General features: G+C 62.4%; 21 protein-coding genes. 1 reads left to right on the top strand and 20 read right to left on the bottom strand.

Features of this window, described 5'->3' with window-relative positions; genetic code table 11:
• Window positions 1-7 precede the first annotated feature (7 nt).
• From RQ865_RS00325 to pyrR, 20 genes are all read right to left on the bottom strand, one after another.
• Window positions 8-601 carry a Trp biosynthesis-associated membrane protein gene (locus RQ865_RS00325; protein WP_311476495.1) on the bottom strand — a complete coding sequence of 198 codons (594 nt, stop codon included), beginning with the start codon at window positions 599-601 and terminating at the stop codon, window positions 8-10.
• Between the two features lie 59 nt (window positions 602-660).
• A complete protein-coding gene (hisI, locus tag RQ865_RS00320; protein ID WP_311476493.1) occupies window positions 661-1,050 on the bottom strand; it encodes a phosphoribosyl-AMP cyclohydrolase in 390 nt (129 codons plus the stop codon).
• Entirely contained in the window at window positions 1,037-1,900 is an 864-nt protein-coding gene (hisF, locus tag RQ865_RS00315) for an imidazole glycerol phosphate synthase subunit HisF (protein WP_311476492.1), read from the bottom strand. The genes hisI and hisF overlap by 14 nt, the downstream gene beginning before the upstream one ends.
• Before the next feature lie 5 nt (window positions 1,901-1,905).
• Window positions 1,906-2,742, bottom strand: a complete 837-nt coding sequence (gene hisG / locus RQ865_RS00310; RefSeq protein WP_311476490.1) for an ATP phosphoribosyltransferase — start codon at window positions 2,740-2,742, stop codon at window positions 1,906-1,908.
• A 77-nt stretch (window positions 2,743-2,819) separates the two neighbouring features.
• The gene (locus tag RQ865_RS00305) at window positions 2,820-3,083 is read right to left on the bottom strand and encodes a phosphoribosyl-ATP diphosphatase (protein ID WP_311476484.1); all 264 of its coding nucleotides are present in this window, start codon (window positions 3,081-3,083) and stop codon (window positions 2,820-2,822) included.
• Between the two features lie 57 nt (window positions 3,084-3,140).
• Entirely contained in the window at window positions 3,141-3,824 is a 684-nt protein-coding gene (gene rpe / locus RQ865_RS00300; protein ID WP_311476482.1) for a ribulose-phosphate 3-epimerase, read from the bottom strand.
• Window positions 3,825-3,860: 36 nt separating this feature from the next.
• Window positions 3,861-5,384, bottom strand: coding sequence for a transcription antitermination factor NusB (locus tag RQ865_RS00295; protein ID WP_311476480.1), 1,524 nt, complete (start codon window positions 5,382-5,384; stop codon window positions 3,861-3,863).
• On the bottom strand, window positions 5,381-6,298 hold the full coding sequence (gene fmt / locus RQ865_RS00290; RefSeq protein WP_311476479.1) for a methionyl-tRNA formyltransferase: 918 nt from the start codon (window positions 6,296-6,298) through the stop codon (window positions 5,381-5,383). Before fmt ends, RQ865_RS00295 begins: the two co-directional genes overlap by 4 nt.
• A 117-nt stretch (window positions 6,299-6,415) precedes the next feature.
• Window positions 6,416-8,422 (bottom strand): primosomal protein N', encoded by a 2,007-nt coding sequence (locus tag RQ865_RS00285; protein WP_311476478.1) that lies wholly within the window; start codon window positions 8,420-8,422, stop codon window positions 6,416-6,418.
• Window positions 8,423-8,424: 2 nt separating this feature from the next.
• Window positions 8,425-9,612, bottom strand: a complete 1,188-nt coding sequence (gene metK / locus RQ865_RS00280; RefSeq protein WP_311476476.1) for a methionine adenosyltransferase — start codon at window positions 9,610-9,612, stop codon at window positions 8,425-8,427.
• A 65-nt stretch (window positions 9,613-9,677) separates the two neighbouring features.
• The gene (coaBC, locus tag RQ865_RS00275; RefSeq protein ID WP_311476474.1) at window positions 9,678-10,946 is read right to left on the bottom strand and encodes a bifunctional phosphopantothenoylcysteine decarboxylase/phosphopantothenate--cysteine ligase CoaBC; all 1,269 of its coding nucleotides are present in this window, start codon (window positions 10,944-10,946) and stop codon (window positions 9,678-9,680) included.
• Between the two features lie 24 nt (window positions 10,947-10,970).
• On the bottom strand, window positions 10,971-11,294 hold the full coding sequence (gene rpoZ / locus RQ865_RS00270; RefSeq protein WP_311476473.1) for a DNA-directed RNA polymerase subunit omega: 324 nt from the start codon (window positions 11,292-11,294) through the stop codon (window positions 10,971-10,973).
• Window positions 11,291-12,202 (bottom strand): guanylate kinase, encoded by a 912-nt coding sequence (gene gmk / locus RQ865_RS00265; RefSeq protein WP_311476472.1) that lies wholly within the window; start codon window positions 12,200-12,202, stop codon window positions 11,291-11,293. Before gmk ends, rpoZ begins: the two co-directional genes overlap by 4 nt.
• Window positions 12,199-13,071, bottom strand: a complete 873-nt coding sequence (pyrF, locus tag RQ865_RS00260) for an orotidine-5'-phosphate decarboxylase (RefSeq protein ID WP_311476471.1) — start codon at window positions 13,069-13,071, stop codon at window positions 12,199-12,201. Before pyrF ends, gmk begins: the two co-directional genes overlap by 4 nt.
• Window positions 13,068-16,373, bottom strand: a complete 3,306-nt coding sequence (gene carB, locus RQ865_RS00255; RefSeq protein WP_311476470.1) for a carbamoyl-phosphate synthase large subunit — start codon at window positions 16,371-16,373, stop codon at window positions 13,068-13,070. The genes pyrF and carB overlap by 4 nt, the downstream gene beginning before the upstream one ends.
• A gap of 18 nt (window positions 16,374-16,391) precedes the next feature.
• Window positions 16,392-17,543: a glutamine-hydrolyzing carbamoyl-phosphate synthase small subunit gene (gene carA, locus RQ865_RS00250; RefSeq protein WP_311476469.1), complete on the bottom strand. Its 1,152-nt coding sequence runs from the start codon at window positions 17,541-17,543 to the stop codon at window positions 16,392-16,394.
• Complete coding sequence (locus RQ865_RS00245) at window positions 17,540-18,061, bottom strand: hypothetical protein (protein WP_311476465.1); 522 nt, start codon at window positions 18,059-18,061, stop codon at window positions 17,540-17,542. The genes carA and RQ865_RS00245 overlap by 4 nt, the downstream gene beginning before the upstream one ends.
• Complete coding sequence (locus RQ865_RS00240) at window positions 18,061-19,404, bottom strand: dihydroorotase (protein ID WP_311476464.1); 1,344 nt, start codon at window positions 19,402-19,404, stop codon at window positions 18,061-18,063. Before RQ865_RS00240 ends, RQ865_RS00245 begins: the two co-directional genes overlap by 1 nt.
• Window positions 19,405-19,406: 2 nt before the next feature.
• On the bottom strand, window positions 19,407-20,360 hold the full coding sequence (locus RQ865_RS00235; RefSeq protein WP_311476463.1) for an aspartate carbamoyltransferase catalytic subunit: 954 nt from the start codon (window positions 20,358-20,360) through the stop codon (window positions 19,407-19,409).
• Window positions 20,360-20,926 (bottom strand): bifunctional pyr operon transcriptional regulator/uracil phosphoribosyltransferase PyrR, encoded by a 567-nt coding sequence (pyrR, locus tag RQ865_RS00230; RefSeq protein WP_311476461.1) that lies wholly within the window; start codon window positions 20,924-20,926, stop codon window positions 20,360-20,362. The genes RQ865_RS00235 and pyrR overlap by 1 nt, the downstream gene beginning before the upstream one ends.
• Window positions 20,927-21,028: 102 nt before the next feature.
• Between pyrR and RQ865_RS00225 the strand changes: the two genes are divergently transcribed.
• The gene (locus tag RQ865_RS00225) at window positions 21,029-22,039 is read left to right on the top strand and encodes a DUF808 domain-containing protein (RefSeq protein WP_311476459.1); all 1,011 of its coding nucleotides are present in this window, start codon (window positions 21,029-21,031) and stop codon (window positions 22,037-22,039) included.

Genomic DNA, 22,039 nt, shown 5'->3' with positions numbered 1-22,039 from the left:
GGCTAGTCTACTGTGAATTCTCGCCGCCCGAAGCATCCTCATCGCCGAGCGTCGGATCTTCACCGGCGCTGAGGGCATCCCACTGGTTTACCCGCACATCAGCGCTCGAGTGCGCAGCGGAAGCGACAGCTGCACCACCGGATACCGCGAAGCGTCGCCCAGCAGCCGGCCACAGCTGGGCCGTTGCAGCCGCCAGTGCGCCGCCAATGGCGACGAGCACCCCGCCCAGCATCGCCAGCCACGGAGCCAACGTGCGCGCGGGAACGAGTTCATCACCGCTGAGCAGTGCCCCAGACGGGTCGAGCTGCAACTGCTGTTCGAACGCGCGACGCACCACCTCGCCATCAGCCATCAGTGCCACGGTCACCACCGCGACACCCCCGATCAACACCAGCAGTGCCCCAAGCACTACACGTGGCCAACGGCCCACAAGCCACAGTGCCGCCGCACCCGCCAAGCTCGTCAGCGAAAGCGCCAGGGTTGCGGGATTGGCAGCATCTGCGGTGACGCTCAGCTGCTGGCCGCTGCGAGTCTCAGCGGTCACCCACGGCAACAGCGTGGTCACCAGCCCGACAAGCGCCCCGGCAAACACGAACAACACTGACGTCCGCTGATAAGCACTTCCCCGAGTCGTGTTCAGCCAGGTTGTTTCGCCCGTGGTCACAGCTCTCCAATCGGCTGCGTGAACTTTACCGCCAGCTCGTCGGTGTCCCAGCAGCTGCGCGTATTGCGGTGGCACGCGGCACCCACCTGGTTAACGCCGAGCAATACCGTGTCGCGGTCACAGTCGAGCGCTAGCGTCACGAGCTGTTGGCTGTGACCGGAGGTGTCACCTTTTCGCCAGAGTTCGCGACGTGAACGTGACCAATACACCACCCGCCGGTGCCGCAGCGTTTCGGCGAGCGATTCGACGTTCATCCACGCCATCATGAGCACCTCACCGGTGTCGTACTGTTGCGCGATGGCGGGCACGAGCCCGTCCGAGTTAAAGCGCACCGAATCGATGATCGCTAGGATCTCGGTTTCGCTGAGCCGCTCAATGCTCCGCATCAGCGACCGCCTCGGTAGCACCAGCATTTCGCTCGACGCAGCCGGTTACCGGTTGCCGCACCTGGTAGCCGGCCTCGGCGATGGCTCGTTTCACCTCGCAAATCGTGAGTTCACCGTAGTGGAACACGCTCGCAGCCAGTACCGCATCGGCACCCGCGCCAATCGCCGGAGCGAAATGTTCGAGCGCGCCGGCGCCACCGGATGCGATGACCGGCACACTCGCCACCTCGCGCACAAGCCGCGTCAATTCAAGATCGAAGCCCGCTTTGGTGCCGTCGGCATCCATCGAGTTCACGAGCAACTCACCGGCGCCCCGATCGGCCGCTTCACGGGCCCAGGCAATCGCATCGATTCCCGTCCCTTTGCGACCACCATGAGTGGTGACTTCAAAACCAGATTCGGTTTCGTCGCTGCGGCGAATGTCGAGGGACAGCACCAACACCTGGGCGCCGAAACGCGTCGCAATCTCGTCGATCAGCTCGGGACGCGCGATCGCTGCCGAGTTCACCCCGACTTTGTCGGCACCCGAGGCGAGCAGTCGTGTCACATCCGCGACAGTGCGCACGCCGCCGCCGACCGTCAGTGGCACAAACACCTGCTCGGCGGTGCGCGTGACCAAGTCGTAGGTGGTGTCGCGAGCGTCGCTGGTGGCGGTTACATCTAAGAATGTGATCTCGTCGGCCCCCTCAGCGGCATACTTAGCCGCCAACTCAACCGGGTCACCCGCATCCCGCAGATTCAGAAAATTGACCCCCTTCACCACGCGCCCAGCAGCCACATCGAGGCAGGGAATAACGCGCACTGCCAGGGGGTTCATGGGGCTCGCGACAGCAGTTTCTGCAGTGGTCATCGCGATCACATCCTCGCTGCCTGCAGTGCGGTCACAAGGATCGCCCGCGCACCGATCTCGCTGAGCCGGTCCATCACCTGGTTCAGTTCACCCAGCGGCACCAGCGAACGCACCGCCTTCCAGTTCGGGTCAACTAGGTCAGACACGGTCGGTGATTGGAAACCGGGGGTCACCTCGAGTGCGGCCTGCAACCGATCGGCCGGAATGTCGTAGTCCATCATGCTGTATTCGCGCGCCACCATCACGCCCTCAAGCCGCTTAATCAGCGTCGAAGCCGATTCCACCTTGTCGGGGGTAGAGATGAGCACGGCGGTCGACTTCAAAATCACCGGGCCGAAAATCTCGAGACCAGCACCGCGCAGCGTGTTGCCCGTCGAAACCACATCGGCAATCGCATCCGCAACCCCGAGCTGAATCGATGATTCAACCGCCCCGTCAAGTTTCACAAGCTCGGCGTCGATGCCGCGCTCGGCGAAGTAGCGGCTCAATAGCCCCACATAGCTCGTGGCGACCCGCTTACCCGCCAGTTCGCTCACATCACTGAACTCGCCCGGACGCGAAGCGAAGCGGAATGTCGAATCACCGAAGTGCAATTCGCGCACCTCCTGTGCGCTTGATTCACTGTCGAGCAGCAGGTCGCGACCGGTGATACCAATATCCAGCACCCCCTCACCCACGTAGGTGGCAATATCACGGGGCCGGATGTAGAAAAACTCGACGTCGTTTGCCGGGTCAATAGCGGTAAGCTCCCGGCTTCGGCGTCCCCGATATCCCGCTTCTACGAGCATCTCGTTGGCGGTTTCAGCCAGCATGCCTTTATTGGGCACTGCGATGCGCAGCATCGTTGATTCCTTTCGAGTTGGCTGTCAGCGCAGCCGTCAGATAGCGAAGATAGATTTCAGCAGCTCAGTTAGCCGGGTCAGAGATAGCGATAGACGTCGCTCAGCTCGTAGCCTTTGGCGATCATCATCACCTGCAGGTGATAAAGCAGCTGCGCCATCTCTTCTTGGCACTCAGCATCGCTTTCATACTCGGCGGCCATCCAGGTTTCGGCCGCTTCTTCGACCAGCTTCTTACCGATGAAATGCACGCCGCGGTCAAGTTCGGCGACCGTTCCCGAACTTTCCGGACGGGTTGCGGCTTTTTCTTGCAGCTCGGCAAAAAGAGATTCAAAGGTTTTCACGGTTACCCAGTCTAGTCGGGGCGGCGGTGCTGGCGGCTACGCACGTGCACCGCCAGCTTAGGAGTTCACCCGGTGATCGGAGTGACGGTGTGCGGTCGCCAACTGCCGCAGGCGGGCAATCTCTACCTCGGGCTCGCCGCGAAAAACCGCCGAACCGGCCACGAAGGTGTCGGCCCCAGCTTCGGCTGCGATCGCAATTGTGTCGTCCGAGATGCCCCCGTCGACCTGCAGCCAAATTTCACTGCCGTGGCGCCGTGCCCACTCGCGTGCCTGACGAAGCTTGGGCATGGTCTCGGGCATAAACTTCTGTCCGCCAAAACCTGGCTCTACGGTCATAATGAGCAGCTGGTCGAAATGTTCGAGCAGCTCTTCAATCTGAGCAAAGGGGGTGCCGGGACGAAGCGCCACTCCCGCCCGAGCACCCTGGGCGCGAATATTGCGGGCGATGGTCGCCGGAGCCGTAGCTGCTTCCAGGTGAAAGGTGACCGAAAACACGCCCATCTCGGCAAACTGCGGTGCCCAGCGGTCGGGGTCGGCGATCATCAGATGCAAATCAAGCGGCAGCTTGTTCAGTGATTGCAGTCGCTCCACCATCGGTTGACCCATTGTGAGGTTCGGTACGAAATGGTTGTCCATCACGTCCACATGCGCGGCATCGGCGGTGGCGATGCGATCAAACTCGTGTGCAAAGTTCGCGAAGTCGGCGGCAAGAATAGAGGGCTGAATACGCACATCGGTCATGGGGTTGAGCCTACTCGGCCGGCTCACCATCCGCGGCTATGCGCCCGGTTTGCGCAGCAAGGCCAGGAACATCGCATCGGTGCCGTGCCGGTGCGGCCACAGCTGCACCGCCGTGCCCTCACCCATTTGCCGCGGCACAAGATCGAGTTCTGGAGCGAGGGCAAGGCAGGTTTCAACCGCATCCAACACAGTTGCCGGATGGGTACGCAGCACGCGCCGCACCACGGCCGCGGTTTCAGCAAGGTGCGGCGAGCAGGTGACGTAGGCAATCACCCCGCCCGGTTTTGTTGCGGTGATCGCGGCGGCCAGCAGCTCCTCTTGCAGCTGCGTGAGTTCGGCGATGTCTTCGGGGCGTTTGCGCCAGCGCGCCTCGGGACGACGACGCAGCGCGCCAAGGCCGAAGCATGGCACATCCACCAGCACTCGGTCGAAGCTATCGGGTTGCTGGGCATACTCGCGGCCGTCACGTTCGGTAACCGGCGGCAGCTCGGTCTCGGGATAGAGCGGGCGCAACGCGTCGCGCACGAGTTTGGCTCGAGCGGGCGTTATCTCGTTGGCTTGAAAATCAGCACCGTGGCACAGCGCTTCGGCTGCGAGCAGGGCTGTTTTGCCGCCAGGGCCGGCGCACAGATCAAGAATCCGCTCCCCCGCCGCAATCGGTGTGATGTGTGCCAGGGCGAGCGCCACCAGTTGCGAGCCAGCATCCTGTACCCGCACCGTGCCTTCTCGCACCGGCGGGAAATCAAGCGGGTCTCCGTGGCTGAGTCGCAGTGCCGTGGGGCTTGCGACCTCAGCAGTCAGCGTCTCGGGATGCGCGGCCAGCAGATTGTCACGCTCGGCAAGGCCCGGAAGGGCTACAAGTTGCACGGCCGGGTTGTCATTGTCGGCGGCCAAGAGGGCTGCGAGCTCAGTCGTTCGGCCTTCAATATCGAGCGCGTCGCGAAACGCTCGCACAATCCACTCGGGATGGGAATGCTCGACAGCCATTCGATCAACCGGGTCGGGGTGCGCGGCCAGCACCTCGGTATGCCACTGTTCGGGGGTGCGTTCAGCGATGCGCCGCAGGATGGCGTTGATAAAGCCGACCGCACCTCGCGAACCGCGCGCTGACGCTACGGTCACGGTCTCATTCACTGCGGCATGGGTCTTGGTGCGCATTCCCAATAGCTGATGTGCACCAAGACGCAGCGCGTTCTTCGCGAGCGTGTCGATTTCGGTGACGGCGCGATGCGCGGCGAGCGCGATGACGGCATCGTAGTAGCCGATCAGCCGCAGTGTGCCGTAGGTGAGCTCGGTCGCCAGCGCCGCGTCGACGCCCGTGACGCCGGCGGCGTCAAGCCGCGGACGCAACAGCAGGTTCGCATAGGCGTCGTCGCGTTCAACAGCGACCAGCACATCGAGCGCCACCAGTCGCGGGTTTGATTCGGCAACCTGCGCACGGCGACGCTGCCCACCGCGGCGCTGGTCGCGGTTGCGCTTGTTGCCCGTGGGATGAGCGGGCGAAGTACCGTGATTGCGCCCGCTGTGGGGCCCTCGTGGCGACCACTGCAACCCGCTCATCCAAGCATCACCGACTCGGTGCGGCGGCCGCGGAACCAGTCTGCGGCATTCATGGCGGTTTTACCGGCAGGCTGCACGCGCACGAGTTCAAGTGCCCCGTTACCGGTGCCGACGAGTACTCGGTCTGCGTCTAGGCACACCTGTGCCGGTTGCAGTGTCGCTTGCGTTTGGGCACGCCGCGCCTCGTGTATTTTGAATCGCGCTCCGTCGAGCTCGGTGCTCGCCCCGGGTTCTGGGGTGGCACCGCGAATGGTCGCATACACCCGCTCGGCATCGAGCCGCCAATCGATTTCGCCATCGGCAACGCTCAGCTTGGCCGCATGTGTCGGTGACCCCTGCTGGGGGGTTGCCACCGCTTCACCACGGGAAAGCGCGTCGACAGTTGCGAGCACGTCTTGAGCGCCAAGCTGCGCCAGCCGGGTAAGTAATTCGCCGGCGGTTTCGTCAGCGCCGATGGGTTCGGGACGGTTCACGAAAGTCGGGCCCGTGTCTAGCCCTGCCCCAAGCTGGAACACGGCAATGCCGCTTTCCCGCTCTCCCGCCAGCACTGCCCGCTGTACGGGGGCTGCGCCGCGCCATTTTGGTAGCTGCGAAAAATGCAGGTTGATCCACCCCAGCCGCGGCGTCGAGAGCAGCGGTTCGCGCACAATACCGCCGTAGGCGACGATCACCCCCAGGTCGGGTTGTAGTTCGGTCAGCTGCGCCGTGACCTGATCGTCGAGTCGGTTCGTGCGAATCAGCGGTAGCTCAAGATCGAGCGCGAGCGCCGAAACCGGTGAGGGCGTGCGCACGCGTTTGCGTCCGCGCGGGGCGTCTTCGCGGCTGATCACCGCGACAATTTCGTGTTCGGATGCGGCGAGGGTTTCGAGAGTGGGCACCGCGGCTTCGGGTGTGCCGGCTACAACAAGTCGCATAGTGTTCTAGGGTACTCCGCTGTTCGCGCCGACCTGGCTACGGGTCGTGATCGGGCGAGACGTTCGTGGGGTGAGCCCCAGATGCGGCGAACATATTGATCGGGAGCTGCCCGCTGGCTACGCGAAAACTTCGTAATCGTCGAAGTGCACCCGCAACGTCGATGCGGCGCCGCGGCCGCCGACCCCGCGTCGGGCGGTCGCCTGCACCACCAGCTCGGTCTTTATTGCGGCCGCCACAGCCGAGCCGACACGGTACCCAAAACGCAGCGTCGCCCGATGCAGTTTGGGATCTTCTTCATCTGGGAGGGGGCCGAGTATCGATACCTCGCGAAGCTGCAGATCTCGGATGCGTCGCAGCGCCGCATCCACTTCTCGTTGAGTACCGCGAACGGTTGCCACACGCACGGACGGTGGGAACTCGAGCTCGCGCCGCTGTTCGAGTTCAGCATCCACTATGGGCGCCTGCTGCCAGTGCTGCAATGCCTCTACCGGCGGCGAAACCGCACCTGTGATCGCGACAATCGCACCATCCGCTGATAGCGCTGCCGCGTTCGACCACACGCGCAGTGCATCAACCACGGTGTCGAGCGCCTCGCGTGCCAGGGCGAACTCGGCATCCAGTAACAGCACCGCCCGGTAGCCGTCTTCGGCAATCGGTTCAGCGCCGTGCGTTGCCACCACCAGCGCCGGTGTGGCACCGATCGTCACCTGCCGCTGTTGCGCATCCGCAACCACCACGGGCACGCCGGGAAAGGCACGGCCAAGTTCTTCGGCGGTGCGCTCATGCCCCACCAATCCGGCACGTAATTCGTTGCCGCCGCACTCGCCACAGTGCCAATCCGGCTGAATCGCACCACACACACGGCACGAAACGGGCGCCGAGTCAGAGCTCTGGATGAGTTCGCCCGCGCAACTTTTGCAGCGGGCAATCTCGCGACAGTCCGCGCAGCGCAGCCTGGGACGATAGCCCGCGCGCCCCACCTGCACCAGAACGGGTCCATCGCGCAGGGCACGACTGGCAGTCTGCCACGCGAATTCGGGGATGCGGGCCGCGCGCGCTGCGGCATCATCTCCTATCGTTGCGGCGGCCGGGATAACCCGCGGCTGGGCCGGCCCCGGTGCGGTCAATTCGGTGAGCCAACCCGATGCAACCAGCCGCCGGGCTTCGAGTGAAGGCGTGTGCGCCGCAAGCACCACGGCACAGCCCTGCATCGTCGCGCGCATCAGGGCCACTTCGCGAGTGTGTGGATAGGGTGCATGCGGTTCGCGGTAGCTTTCATCACCGTCGTCCCACATTGCAATCAGTCCCAGCGAGTGGGCCGGTGCCCATACTGCCGCGCGAGTGCCCACAATCACCTGCGGGATCGGCTCGAGCGCACGCAAAAACTGTTCGTAGCGCGGCATCGGTTTCAGTTGCGAATCGAACCGCCGCAGCAGTTCGGCAGGGACGCGCCGTTCGAGTGCTGCGAATATCAGTTCAACATCACGAAAATCAGGTACGAGCACAATCGCCGACTCTCCGCGAGCGAGGGTCGTTGCGGCGAGATCTGCGAGCGCCCCCATGGCCCGCGGCTCGTGACCAGAAACACCCACCGGTGTGTGCAACGCAAATCTGATCTCGGGTTTGAGGATGGCATCAGCCCAAGGCGCTGCTGTCACCTCGGCACGGGGGTTCGGTATTACGCCGGTGTCCGGGCTTTCGGTGGTATCGCCGCAGACGGGCGTTTGTGATGCTGCCAGGCGTCTGGCCCGCTCGCCCGATTCATCATCCAGCCAGCGCTGCTCAAGCTGGGCTGAATGCTTCGGTATCGCCAAACGCAGCACATCAGCGAGTGTGCCTGCTTGCCGGTCGGCTACAGCGCGAGCAAGCTGTACGAGTTCATCGGTAAGCACACGGGCTTCGCTTACTACCGAGTCGATTTCAGAGAGCTTGCCCGAGAACTCGGCTTCGTCGGCAACACCGAGCACCCAGCCCGAGATGATTCGTCGCTCGGCTCGCAGCGGCACTTTCACTCGCACACCGGGCACGGCCGAGTGCGTGAGCGTCGCCGGGATCGCATACTCGAATACCCGGTCCAGCTGCGGCAGCGGAGAGTCAATCGCAATCCGCGCGACGGCTGCCACGGCTATCCGATGGCTCGCTGCAGGGCCGCAACCCGGTCGGTGCGTTCCCAGGTGAAGTCGGGAAGTTCGCGTCCGAAGTGGCCGTAGTTTGAGGTTTGGCGATAGATGGGGCGAAGCAGCTGCAGGTCGCGAATGATCGCGGCTGGGCGCAGGTCGAACACTTCACGCACCGCGGCGATGATTTTTTCGGGTTCGACCGTGTGCGTATCAAAGGTTTCGCAGTACAACCCCACCGGTTGCGCCGAACCGATTGCATAGGCGACCTGGAACTCAACACGCTTGGCAAAGCCAGCGGCCACCACGTTTTTTGCCACCCAGCGCATCGCATAGGCAGCCGAGCGGTCAACCTTCGAAGGGTCTTTCCCGCTGAAAGCGCCACCACCGTGACGCGCCATACCACCGTAGGTGTCAACGATTATCTTGCGACCGGTGAGGCCGGCGTCGGCAGCGGGGCCACCCAGTTCAAAGCCACCCGATGGATTAATGAGCAGGCGAGTGTTTGACGAGTCGAGCTCCACCCGGTCAAGCACCGGACGAATCACCTCGCGTTCGAGATCCTCGGCAAGCTGCGCCTGCTCAACTTTGCCGTGCTGCGTCGAAATCACGATTGTCTCGACAGTTTTCGGCACATCCCCGTCATAACCACAGGTCACCTGGGTCTTGCCATCGGGGCGCAGATACGGCAGCGTGCCGTTTTTTCGCACCTCGGTGAGGCGTTCGCTAAGCCGGTGTGCCAACCAGATCGGTAGCGGCATGAGTTCGGGCGTTTCATCGGTGGCGTAGCCGAACATGATGCCCTGGTCGCCGGCTCCCAGCCGGGCGATCTCATCATCCGAGTCGCCATCACGCACCTCAAGTGCGTGATCGACACCGGTAGCGATCTCTTCCGACTGGCTGCCAATCGACACCGAAACGCCGCACAGTCGGCCGTCAAAACCGAGATCCGAGCTGGTGTATCCGATATCGCAAATGGTTTGACGCACGATACCGGCCACATCCGCGTAACCGGTGGTGCGCATCTCACCTGCCACGTGCACCTGGCCGGTTGTCACCATGGTCTCAACTGCGACACGGGCAGCGGGGTCTTGTTCGAGTAGCGAGTCGAGAATGCCATCCGAGATGAGATCGCAGATCTTATCGGGGTGGCCTTCGGTTACCGACTCGGAGGTAAACAGTCGAAGTTCGGACATGTAGATCACCTTCCCTGGGAGTGCACGGCAGCTGCCGTGTGGGAGAACTTTGTGAATGGGTTGGGTCACCCAGCGCTGCGCTGAACAACCGCATCTAGGATGACATCTGCCGCCGACATTTTGTCGGCTTCGTGGTCGGCAATGACGCTGCCGGTTTCGTCAATGATTTGCACTCGATTGTGATCGCTCTGGAACCCTTCGTGCCAGCCAACTCGGTTGAGCACGAGCAGATCGCAGCCCTTACGTTCACGCTTGCGGCGCGCAATTTCAAGCCGTTCGGTGTCATCCGCTTCGGTTTCGGCAGCGAACCCCACGAGCGTTTGCCCGGGCACCCGGGCGGTAACGAGCTGGCGCAAAATGTCAGGGTTTTTAGTGAATGTGAGCGTGAGCGCGTCACCGGTAGCCTCTTTTTTGATCTTGCCGCCCTCGACACGCTCGGGACGAAAATCAGCGACGGCAGCGGCCATAATGATGATCTCGTTGCGCGGGGCCAGCTCGGCGGCGGCGGTCGCCATCTGTTCGGCCGTTGATACCCGTACCACGCTGATGCCATCAGGCACCGGGATCTCAAGGTTCGCGGCAATAAGCGTTACCTCGGCCCCGCGAGCGAGCGCGCGCGTGGCGAGAGCGACTCCCTGTCTACCGGATGAACGGTTGCCAAGGAAGCGCACCGGGTCGATCGGTTCTCGGGTGCCGCCGGCGGTAATCAGCACTCGACGGCCGCTGAGATCGCGAGCCTGTTCATCCTCAATCGCTCGCCGCTTTGCCGAACGCGCGGCGGTCAGGATACTCGCCACGATAGTTTCGGTCTCGGCAAGTCGCCCCGGCCCCTCGTCTCCCCCGGTGAGCGCCCCCGCCTCGGGGCCGACAATGACCGTGCCGCGTTCTTCAAGGCGCAGAATATTTGCCTGGGTGGCCGGGTGCTGCCACATTTCGGTGTGCATCGCGGGCGCGACAACCAGTGGAGACCGGGAGGCGAGCACGGTGTTGCCGAGTAGATCGTCGGCCATACCCGCAGCAAACCTCGCAATGCTGTTCGCCGTAGCTGGCACCACCGCGATCACATCCGCTTGCTGCCCGAGTGCTACATGACGCACCTGGGCCACGCCGTCATAGAGGTCGGTGTGCAGCGGATTGCGGCTAATCGCCTCGAGGGTGGGGGCGCCAACGAACTTCAATGCGTGTTCGGTAGCGATCACATCGACGTGGTGGCCAAGCAGCACGAGCGAGCGAATTACCGAAACCGCCTTATAGGCGGCAATTCCGCCCGTGACACCGATGATGATGCGCAATGGTCGCGCATCATCATGCCGTGGGTCACGCTGCTCCACCACCACGCCGCTCCTATCGAGTTATTGCTATTGCGCGGGGGTTACCGGGTCGTCTCCGAAGTCGATGAGGTCATCGAGATCGGCGACTGCGGCCTCGGGCGCAGGCTCACGCATGACGAGCTTGTTCTGGTTAATCTCGTGCAGCGCAATCGACAGCGGTTTATCGTCGACGTTCGAGTCGACCAGCGGTCCAACAGTGTCAAACACGGTGCCATCTTGCAGATCGCTGTAGTAGTCGTTGATCTGGCGAGCCCGCTTCGAAGCGAAAATAACCAGTTCGTACTTGTTCGACACGCGCTGCAGCAGTTCGTCGATTGGCGGGTCGATGATGCCCTTGGGTTTCTCAATCATTTGTGATTTCCTTCGTCAAGTCCCATGAGGTGCAAGACCTCGTTTGCAGCTTCCGCAACGGATGAGTTCACAACGTACGCGTCGAACTCGTTCACGGATGCCAGCTCAACCTTCGCGGTCTGAAGGCGGCGCTCTTGCTCTTCGGCCGATTCAGTGCCACGGCCAATGAGTCGACGCACCAGTTCATCCCAGCTCGGGGGCGCCAAAAACACCAGTCTAGCCTCCGGCATGCGCTCTTTCACCTGACGCGCGCCCTGCAGATCAATTTCGAGCAGCACAGGCTGTGCTTTTGCCAGCCGTTCGCGCAGTGGTTCTGCTGGGGTGCCGTAGCGGTGTGCGTTGTGCACCGTGGCGTATTCGAGCAGCTCGTTGTCGGCGATGAGCCGGTCAAACTCGGCTTCGTCCACGAAGTAATAGTCAATCCCCTCGCGTTCACCCGGACGAGGTTTGCGCGTGGTTGCCGAAACCGAGATATGCACATCCGGGTAGTTATCGCGGATATATTTCGCAACCGTGCCCTTGCCAACAGCAGTGGGCCCGGCGAGCACGATCACGCGCGGTTCGGGGGGCGAGGCAGCCTCCCACTCAAGCAGGAACTGCCGCAGCCGCTCACGCTGCTGTTTACCCAGCCCGCCAAGTTTTTTCACCGGTGAGATTTCGAGCCGCTCCAGGATGCGGGTCGACTTGGTCTCGCCGATATGCGGGATTGCGCGCAAAAACTGCGGCACCCGCATCGTGGCCGCCGGATGCTGTGGCGTGTTGGTGCGCAGGGCGGCGGCCAACACATCCACCGGCCGGGCCGCACCCGAGGCAAGCCGACGCTTTACCTCGGCGCGCGCCCTTCGAGCTTCGACCGCCTTTTTCGAGGCTTCAACCCGGTCGACTGGTGGTGGAGTTTGCGATTTCATTTGAATGCCTGCCGCAACAGTTCGTTGTGGTGATCAATCGCCGCATCCAGGCCCTCGAGTCCGTCACCGAGGATTGAACGCGACGCGTTAACAATCACATTCTCTGCTGATTTCCCGAAGATCTCCTTGACGTCTTCGAAACGCGCGCCCTGGTGGCCGAATCCCGGTGCCAGAATCGGCGTGTCGGGTTCGACGGCCAGATCATCCACATCGATACCGAGCAGTTCTTGGTCGACCGTGGCCCCGAGTACCACACCGATCGAGCCCTTCTCACGACCGGCGTAGTGCTCACGATTCCACTGTGCGGCCCGGGCGGCAATACCACCGGCGACGGTGCGACCCTCCTGGGAGCCGCGAACCCGCATCGCGGTCTGCACCGAGGCCGATTCGGGGTTGGAGGTTGCGGCCAGCACAAACAGCCCCTTGTGGTATTTTTCGGCCTTTGCGAGCGGGCTGCTAAGCGTGTCAAAACCCTGATACGAGTTCATGGTCATCGCGTCTGCTTCAAGCGGCATGCCGGGAGTGAGCCAGGCTTCCGCGTAGGCGTCGAGCGTGGAACCGACATCACCGCGCTTGACATCGGCGATCACGAGCAGCCCGGCTGCGCGGGCAGCTTCGAAAACGTCTTCAAGCACGCGGTAGCCGTTGGCACCGAATCGCTCGTAGAACGCAACCTGCGGTTTCACGATGCCAACTCGGCCCTGCAGTGCTTCAATGACGCGCAGTCCAAACTCGTGCGCTCCCACCGCCGATACCGGCAGCTGCCAGCGTTCGAGCAGATAGGTGTGCGGGTCGATACCGACACAGAGGTGGCCGTACTTATCGGTCGTTTCAGCGAGCCGTTCACCAAATGTCTTCGCGGTTGTCACCGGTTTACCTTTCGTCGCTCGTTGTATTCCTGCAGCGCAGTCACTTCCAGCCCGTCGTGCAGTGCGCGGAACGAGCCAACCGCAGCGTGCAGTTCCGACATTGTGGTGAAGATCGGAATATCGGCCGTTACTGCTGCGGTGCGGATCTGGTATCCGTCACCTCGCGACGAGGCACCCGAGGGTGTGTTGATGACCATATCGACCTCGCCGGCCTGGATCATCTCGACAATATTCGGGCGGCTATCGTCCGCGTCCTCAGTATCTGTCTCGCCGGTGAACTTACCAACCAGCTTGGCGGCAATGCCGTGCCGGTACAGCACCTTTGCGGTGCCGTCGGTGGCGTAGATCTCGAAGCCCAGGTTGATGAGTTCCATAATGGGACTGACAATGGCGCCCTTGTCGCGGTCATTAACCGAAACGAACACGGTACCCCGCTCGGGCAGTCCGCCATAGGCTGCGAGCTGGCTCTTTGCGAAGGCAAGCGGGAAGTTCTTGTCGATTCCCATGACCTCACCGGTCGAACGCATTTCGGGCGAAAGCAGTGTGTCGACAATCGATCCTTCAAGCGTGCGGAACCGCTTGAAGGGCAGCACCGCCTCTTTCACTGCCACCGGCGTGTCGAGCGGCAGAATCGTGCCATCGCCCTCGCGGAGCAGCAGCCCCTCGGCGCGCAATTCGGCGATAGTGGCACCGGCCATCACGCGCGCAGCTGCCTTGGCCAGTTGCGTGCCGAGTGCCTTCGAAACAAACGGCACGGTACGTGAGGCACGCGGATTGGCTTCGAGCACATAAAGTCGCCCCGCTCCGATAGCAAACTGCACGTTGAGCAGGCCTCGCACGCCAACACCCGCCGCGATCCGCAGCGTCGCTTCGCGCACCTGGCGCAATCGCGCGTCGCTGAGCGTGATTGCCGGAAGCGTACAGGCCGAGTCGCCCGAGTGAATACCCGCCTCTTCAATGTGTTCCATGATGCCGCCGATGTAGAGCTCTTCGCCATCAAATAGCGCGTCGACATCGATTTCGGTGGCGTCGTCAAGAAAACGGTCTACCAGCAGCGGGTGATCGGCTGTAACAATACCCTGGTCGGCGATGCGGTCGAAATAGTCATCGAGCTGTTCATTTGAGTAGATGATTTCCATACCTCGACCACCCAGCACGAAGCTCGGACGCACTAGCACCGGGTAGCCGATGCGGTTGGCCACCTCATGGGCTCCGGTCCGGTTGGTTGCGGTGCCGTTTGCCGGTGCGGCCAAGCCAGCATCGTCGAGGATGCGCGCGAATTGACCGCGCTCTTCAGCGCTGTCGATTGCATCCGGGCTGGTACCGAGAATCGGCACACCCGCTGCCTGTAGGCCGTTGGCGAGCCCCAGCGGGGTTTGGCCACCGAGCTGCACGATCACGCCTTTCAGCGTGCCCGAGGCGCGCTCGGCATCGATCACCTCGAGTACGTCTTCGAGTGTCAGCGGCTCGAAGTAGAGCCGGTCGGAAGTGTCGTAGTCGGTCGAGACAGTTTCGGGGTTGCAGTTGACCATGATGGTCTCGTACCCGGCGTCAGCCAGTGCGAACGAGGCGTGCACGCACGAATAGTCGAACTCAATCCCCTGACCGATCCGATTCGGCCCCGAGCCCAGAATGATGATTTTCTCACGGTCACTGGGTGCCACCTCGGTTTCGAGGTCGTAGCTCGAATAGTGATAGGGCGTGAATGCCGGGAACTCTCCCGCGCAGGTGTCAACGGTCTTGTACACGGGAATGATGCCGCTATTGCGGCGGATGGCGCGCACTTCGGCCTCGGTGAGTCCGCGCAGCTCGGCAAGCTGAGCATCCGAAAAACCGTGACGCTTCGCCAACCGCAGCGTGGGTGCATCCAGTACCTCAACTGAGCGCACCTGTTCGGCAATTTCGTTAATGAGCGCGATCTGGTCGAGGAACCAGGGGTCAATCTTGGTCGCATCAAAAACTTGCTCGACTGTGGCACCCTTTGACATGGCAATCTGCACATCGACGATCCGACCGTCGGTGGGAGTCTTGATGATTTCCAGCAGCTCATCAACGGTGCGGTCATCATCGACCCAGGTGAATGATGAGCCGCGTTTTTCGAGCGAGCGTAGTGCCTTCTGCAGCGCCGTGGTGAAATTACGGCCAATCGCCATGGCCTCACCCACCGATTTCATAGTGGTGGTGAGGGTGGGGTCGGCCGCCGGGAATTTTTCAAAATTGAACCGCGGAACCTTGACGACCGTGTAATCGATGGCCGGTTCAAAGCTTGCCGGAGTTTCGCGAGTGATGTCGTTGGCGATCTCATCGAGACGGTAACCGATGGCCACCTTCGCGGCAATTTTTGCGATCGGGAAGCCGGTGGCTTTCGAGGCCAGCGCCGATGAACGTGAGACTCGAGGATTCATTTCGATCACGATGACGCGACCGTTGCTGGGGTCGACCGCGAACTGGATATTGCAGCCACCGGTGTCGACGCCAACAGCACGAATGATGGCAATACCCACATCGCGCAGCTTTTGATATTCGGCGTCGGTGAGGGTCAGTGCCGGTGCTACGGTGATCGAGTCACCGGTGTGCACACCAACCGGGTCAACGTTTTCAATCGAGCAGATCACCACCGTGTTGTCGGCAGCATCACGCATAAGTTCGAGCTCATACTCTTTCCACCCGAGAATCGACTCTTCAAGCAGCACCTCGCTGGTGGGCGACGAGAGCAGCCCGTCTTCAACGATGCGGACGAGCTCTTCTTCATCGTGCGCGAAGCCAGAACCGAGGCCGCCCATCGTGAACGAGGGGCGCACCACCAGCGGGTAGCCGAGGTCGGCGGCGAAGGCTTTGGCCTCTTCGACGGTGTGGGCGATATGAGAGCGGGCCACGTCGGCACCGCACTCGAGCACCAGGTCTTTGAACTCCTGCCGGTCTTCACCGCGACGAATCGCATCGATATTGGCGCCGATGAGTTCGACACCGTGCTTTTCGAGCAGGCCGAGTTCGTGCAGCTTCATGGCCGCATTGAGTGCGGTCTGGCCGCCGAGCGTCGGCAAAATAGCGTCGGGACGCTCACGCAGGATGATTTTTTCGATCACTTCGGGAGTGATCGGCTCAACATAGGTGGCGTCGGCGAAGTCGGGGTCGGTCATAATCGTCGCCGGGTTCGAGTTGAGCAAAATTACTCGCACGCCCTCTTCTCGAAGCACGCGGCACGCCTGGGTGCCGGAGTAGTCAAACTCTGCTGCCTGACCGATAACAATCGGGCCCGAGCCGATGACGAGTACTGAATTGATGTCGTTGCGCTTTGGCATAGGTTCGTCGGCTCCTCGTTAGTTGTGCTGTTTTTCGGCTTTGGCGGCCACGACCATGTCACGGAAGCGGTCAAAAAGCGGTGATGCATCGTGCGGCCCCGACGCGGCCTCGGGGTGGAACTGCACCGAAAATGCCGGGATGTCGAGGCAGCGCAGCCCCTCGACCACCTGGTCGTTGAGCCCGATGTGGCTCACCTCTACCCGGCCAAGACCCGCCGGTGAGTCGACCGGCCCGTCAAGGGGCACGTCGACCGCGAAGCCGTGGTTTTGCGCGGTGATCTCGACCTTGCCGGTGACGGTGTCACGCACGGGTTGGTTAATGCCGCGGTGACCGAATGGCAGCTTATAGGTGTCGAAACCGAGTGCTCGACCCAGCAGCTGATTACCAAAGCAGATCCCCATGAATGGATAGCCCTCGCGCAGCAGTTCGCGCAGCAGCTGTGCCTGCGCATCGTTGGCTTCGGGGTCGCCGGGGCCGTTTGAATAAAAAATCGCGTCGGCGCCGGTCGCGCGCACATCATCGGCGGTGGCGTCGGCAGGCAGCACGTGCACATCAAAACCGCGGTAGTTGAGGTTGCGGATTGTGGCGGTTTTTACGCCCAGGTCGAGCAGTGCCACTACCCCGATGCGCTCGCTGCCGGTGTGTTCGACAACATAGGTGGCATCGGTGGTGACCCGATCGGAAAGATAGCGCCCGGCCATCTCAGGCTGGGCCTGCACGCGCTCAAGCTGCTCAGCTTCGGCAATGTTCAGCGCCTCGCCGCTAAACACGCCGGCACGCATTGCGCCCCGGTCGCGAATTTTGCGGGTGAGCGCGCGAGTGTCGACATCGCTGATCCCAACGATGCCGCTGTCGACGAGCGCGCTTTCGAGGTCGCCCTGTGCCCGCCAATTCGACACCACCCGGCTGGGGTCGCGAATCACATAGCCTGCCGGCCAAAACCCGGCCGATTCCATGTCTTCATCATTCACGCCGGTGTTGCCGATGTGGGGTGCGGTCTGCACCACAATCTGGCCCGCATAGCTCGGGTCAGAGAGGGTTTCTTGGTAGCCGGTCATACCGGTGGTGAACACCAGTTCTCCGTAGCGCTCACCGCGAGCTCCATAGGCAAGACCTTCATAGCGGGTGCCGTCTTCAAGGACGAGGACGGCTGGTTCGGTGCGAATCATGCGTGCTCCTGGGTGTGCGTGTGCGAGATGAGTGAGGTCAGCGCGTCGAGCAGAGCTTGGCGCTCACCGGGGTGGACGACGCGGAAGTAGGTTTCAACTGAGTGATCGGGGTCGATGTGCCAGCGAATGACCAGCAGGCCGTCGCGTTCGACAGCGCGGTCGATGGTCGCCTGTGCGCGGGCAATCGTCTCGATGCGGTCAACGGGGATAAAAAAGGGGCGGGCTGCAGAAATACCGATGGCAACACCACTGGGATGCACCTCAACGGTTGCGCGACCCCGATACGCCAGCGGTGGCACAACGATGCGTTCGAGTGCCCGCCCGGTTTCGGAAGTGGCGACATAGTGCACATCGTCGAGTGCGTACAGCGGTTCGCCAAGCCCGGCCGGCAATTGCGGTGGTTCGGCAATATCACGCTGCTTGCGCATCCGATGCCGCCAACCGAACAGCATGAGTAGCAGTACCGCTGCGCAGCAGCCAAGGATAACGACGGTGGTGAGCAGCACGGTCGTTGGCACTAGCGCTCCCCCTCGCTGGCCAGCTGCGAGCGGCGAGCGGCTCGCAGTGTGTCGGCGTCAACCACTTCGCCATCGCGAACTGTGGGCACGCCGCGATAAATCGTGGTGTGTACCCGGCCGGGCAATGTCAGCCCAAGATAGGGCGAGTTCACCGATTTACCGGCCAAATCAGCCTCGGTGAAAACACTCGAAGTTTCGGCATCGTACAGCACCACATTCGCGAGCTGGCCGGCCTCCAGAGGCTGTCCAGCATCCGTCGCCTGACCAATTCGCGCGGGAGTTTCGCTCATCACGCGGGCAACCCCGCGCCAGTCGAGCCGTCCGGTGTTCACCATCGTGGCGTGCACGATGCGCAGGGCAGATTCCAGCCCCACCATGCCCATTGAGGCGAAGTCCCATTCGGTCTGCTTCGAATCGTTAGGGTGCGGCGCGTGGTCGGTGCCGACGATGTCAATGGTGCCGTCAGCAAGGGCATCACGCAGCGCCTCCACATCGTCCTCGGTGCGCAGCGGCGGGTTCACCTTGTAGCGGGCATCAAAGCCGCGCACTTTTTCTTCGGTGAGCAGCAGGTGGTGCGGCGTGACCTCGGCGGTGATCTGAATACCGCGGGCCTTCGCGAACCGCACCACGTCAACCGATGCGCGCGTAGACAGGTGGCACACGTGCACGCGCGAACCAACCTGCTCGGCAAGCAGTGCGTCACGGGCGATGATCGAGCTTTCGGCGGCGCCCGGCCAACCGCCAAGACCCAGTTCAGCACTGAGTGCGCCCTCGTTCATCTGGGCACCCTCGGTGAGTTTCGGGTCTTGTGCGTGCTGGGCCACAACACCGTCAAACGCCTTCACATATTCGAGTGCCCGGCGCATGATGAGCGGATCAAACACGCATTTACCGTCGTCGCTGAATACGCGCACTCGGGCACGCGAGTTGGCCATCGAGGCGAGTTCAGCGAGCTGTTCCCCCTGCTGGCCGACGGTTACTGCGCCGATCGGATGCACATCGGCGTATCCGGCCTCGCGGCCCAGCGCCCACACTGCCTCCACCACGCCGGCGGTGTCTTGCACCGGCTGCGTGTTCGGCATGGCAAATACCGTGGTGAACCCACCCCTGGCGGCAGCTCGACTACCGGTGAGCACAGTTTCGCTCGATTCAAACCCGGGTTCGCGCAGGTGCACGTGCAGGTCGACGAGCCCCGGCAGGGCAATCAGCCCGGCGCCATCGATAATTTCGTCGGCGGTTTCGATGCTGCCGGCAGGAGCGATTTGTGCGATGCGGTCGCCCTCAATCAGCAAGTCTTGAGCGGTCTCGCCACAGGGGCGAACATTACGAATCAGGATGCTCATGGTTAATTAGTGCCTTCTTTCACGCCCGAGCACAGCAGGTAGAGAGCGGCCATACGCACGCTCACACCGTTGGCCACCTGCTCGAGCACAGTGGCCTGTTTCGAATCGGCAGCGGCCGATGAAATTTCAAGCCCGCGGTTCATCGGGCCCGGATGCATCACCACAGCGCTTTCCGGCAGCGAGCGGAATCGCTGTTCGGTCAGCCCCCACATCCGCGCGTATTCGCGAGTGTGGGGGAAGAATGCAGCACGCATCCGCTCGGCCTGAATGCGCAGCATCATGACCGCGTCGGGTTTACGCGCCAGCGCCGCATCGAGGTCGTAGCCAGTGGTGGCGGGCCAGTGGTCGAATTCGCCGGGCAGCAGTGTCGGCGGTCCAACGAGCTCAACCTCGGCACCGAGCGCCCCGAGCAGCCACACATTTGAGCGGGCCACACGCGAGTGCAGCACATCGCCCACGATCACCACGCGCGCTCCGTCAAGCCCGCGGCCGCGCGCATTGTCGCCGTGCAGCCGGCGGCGCAACGTGAACGCATCCAGCAGCGCCTGGGTGGGGTGTTCGTGGCAGCCGTCGCCGGCGTTAATGATCGGCGCGTTAATCCAGCCGCGTTCGGCAAGCATCTGTGCCGCGCCTGATGCCGGGTGACGAATGACCACCGCATCCGCCCCCACAGCGTGCAGCGTCTGCGCCGTGTCTTTGAGCGATTCGCCCTTTGAAACGCTCGATCCTTTGGCGGCAAAATTGATGACATCCGCGCTGAGCCGTTTTTCGGCCGCCTCGAACGAGATGCGGGTGCGGGTGGAGTCTTCATAAAAGAGATTCACCACGGTGACACCGCGCAGCGCGGGGAGTTTTTTCACCTCGCGGTCTTGGGTGGCGGCCATATCCTCGGCCGTATCAAGCAGCAAAATCGCTTCTTCGCGCGTGAGCGTGGCGGTTGAGATGAGGTGTCGCACTATCGTTCATCCTCGCTGTCTCGAATCACAACCGCATCCTCGCCACCGTCAATTTCTTGCAGCAGCACATCGATGCGTTCACTTCGAGCGCTCGGCAGGTTTTTGCCAACAAAATCGGCGCGAATCGGTAGTTCGCGGTGGCCACGGTCGACGAGCACCGCCAGCCGCACCGCGCTCGGGCGGCCGATATCGCTGATGGCGTCGAGCGCCGCGCGAATTGTGCGGCCCGAGTAGAGCACATCGTCGACGAGCACCACTGTGCGGCCGTCAATTCCCGAGGCCGGGATGCTGGTGGGGTGGGCCACCGTGATGCTGCGGCGTCGCAGGTCGTCCCGGTACATAGATACGTCGAGCGAGCCGACAAAGTCGTCTCCCAGCTCCTCGGCGTCATCGCCGCAGATTTGCTGAAGATTGGCTCCGATGCGCTGCGCGAGCGGAACACCGCGGGTGGGAATTCCCAGCAGTACAAGCCCCTCGGGCCCCTGGTTCGCTTCGAGAATCTGATGCGAGATTCGCATCAGCGCGCGCGACACATCGCCGGATTGCAGCACGGTGCGTTCGGCCAAGGTCGACCCCCTTCCCCGCCTCACTGGACGGCCATTAAAGGATGATCAGAACGGCATTCATCCTATCATCGCTCCGGCACGGCCAGCCGCTAGGCTGCTGTTGTGTCCGGACTCATTGCACTGCTCGACGATATCGCCGCACTCGCCAAACTCACGGCCGCAAGCCTCGACGATGTGGGTGCACTCACCGCAAAAGCAAGCGCCAAAGCTGCCGGTGTGGTCATTGACGACGCCGCCGTCACACCACAGTATGTGCGGGGTCTGGAACCAAAACGCGAGCTCCCGATCATCTGGAAGATCACCAGGGGTTCGCTGGTCAACAAATTGCTGATCATCCTGCCGGCGCTGCTGCTACTCAACTGGCTGGCACCGTGGGTACTGCCGTGGCTGCTCATTCTCGGCGGCACCTATCTCGCATTTGAGGGCGCCGAAAAGGTGTGGCACAAGCTGCTGCACCGCGACGAGCAGCCGCTTGCCGAAGCTGCGGCCGCCGCCGAAACAGATGCCGACACCGAAAAACGCGTTGTTTCGGGCGCCATCCGCACCGACTTCATTCTCAGCGCCGAAATCATGGTGATCGCCATGAATGAGGTGCGCATGGACAACTGGATGCTGATGGCGATCGTGCTGATTCTGGTAGCGCTGGCGATCACCCTCGGCGTGTACGGCACGGTGGGGCTGCTGGTCAAGATTGATGATATCGGTGTGGCGCTCACCACGCGGAAGTCAAAAACCGCGCAGCGCGTGGGGCAACACCTGGTTGCGATCATGCCCCGGGTGATGACGTTCATCGGTATTGTTGGCACCCTCGCGATGCTCTGGGTTGGCGGGCATATTCTGCTCGTGCAATCGCACGCGGTTGGGCTTGCCGAACCCTACGGTGTCGTGCACGGCATCGCCGAGTCGGTGCTCTCGGTTGCCGGTGTTGGCGCCGTATTGTCTTGGCTGGTTGAAACCCTGATCTCAATGGTGCTCGGATTTTTGGTTGGTTCGGTGGTGGCGGGCGTGATCGCGCTGATCCACGCATTCGCCCAGCGCAACTCAGCCGAGGCCGCCACACCGCCCGCCAGCGCCACCGCAGACTCAGCGCGCGAGCAGGGCACAGAACGGTAG

Origin of the sequence: uncultured Gulosibacter sp. (assembly GCF_963509965.1) — a bacterium.
Classification (GTDB): Bacteria; Actinomycetota; Actinomycetes; order Actinomycetales; family Microbacteriaceae; genus Gulosibacter.
The sequence above is the reverse complement of the archived record's forward strand: the minus strand, read 5'-3'. Positions and strand labels throughout refer to the sequence as shown.

Coding starts and splice junctions, on each gene's coding strand:
- carA (WP_311476469.1), bottom strand. CDS start 17,543: ATGATTCGCACCGAACCAGCCGTCCTCGTCCTTGAAGACGGCACCCGC.
- gmk (WP_311476472.1), bottom strand. CDS start 12,202: ATGAAATCGCAAACTCCACCACCAGTCGACCGGGTTGAAGCCTCGAAA.
- rpe (WP_311476482.1), bottom strand. CDS start 3,824: ATGACCGATGTGCGTATTCAGCCCTCTATTCTTGCCGCCGACTTCGCG.
- hisF (WP_311476492.1), bottom strand. CDS start 1,900: ATGACCACTGCAGAAACTGCTGTCGCGAGCCCCATGAACCCCCTGGCA.
- hisG (WP_311476490.1), bottom strand. CDS start 2,742: ATGCTGCGCATCGCAGTGCCCAATAAAGGCATGCTGGCTGAAACCGCC.
- RQ865_RS00240 (WP_311476464.1), bottom strand. CDS start 19,404: ATGAGCATCCTGATTCGTAATGTTCGCCCCTGTGGCGAGACCGCTCAA.
- RQ865_RS00295 (WP_311476480.1), bottom strand. CDS start 5,384: ATGAGCGGGTTGCAGTGGTCGCCACGAGGGCCCCACAGCGGGCGCAAT.
- fmt (WP_311476479.1), bottom strand. CDS start 6,298: ATGCGACTTGTTGTAGCCGGCACACCCGAAGCCGCGGTGCCCACTCTC.
- carB (WP_311476470.1), bottom strand. CDS start 16,373: ATGCCAAAGCGCAACGACATCAATTCAGTACTCGTCATCGGCTCGGGC.
- hisI (WP_311476493.1), bottom strand. CDS start 1,050: ATGCGGAGCATTGAGCGGCTCAGCGAAACCGAGATCCTAGCGATCATC.
- rpoZ (WP_311476473.1), bottom strand. CDS start 11,294: ATGATTGAGAAACCCAAGGGCATCATCGACCCGCCAATCGACGAACTG.
- metK (WP_311476476.1), bottom strand. CDS start 9,612: ATGTCCGAACTTCGACTGTTTACCTCCGAGTCGGTAACCGAAGGCCAC.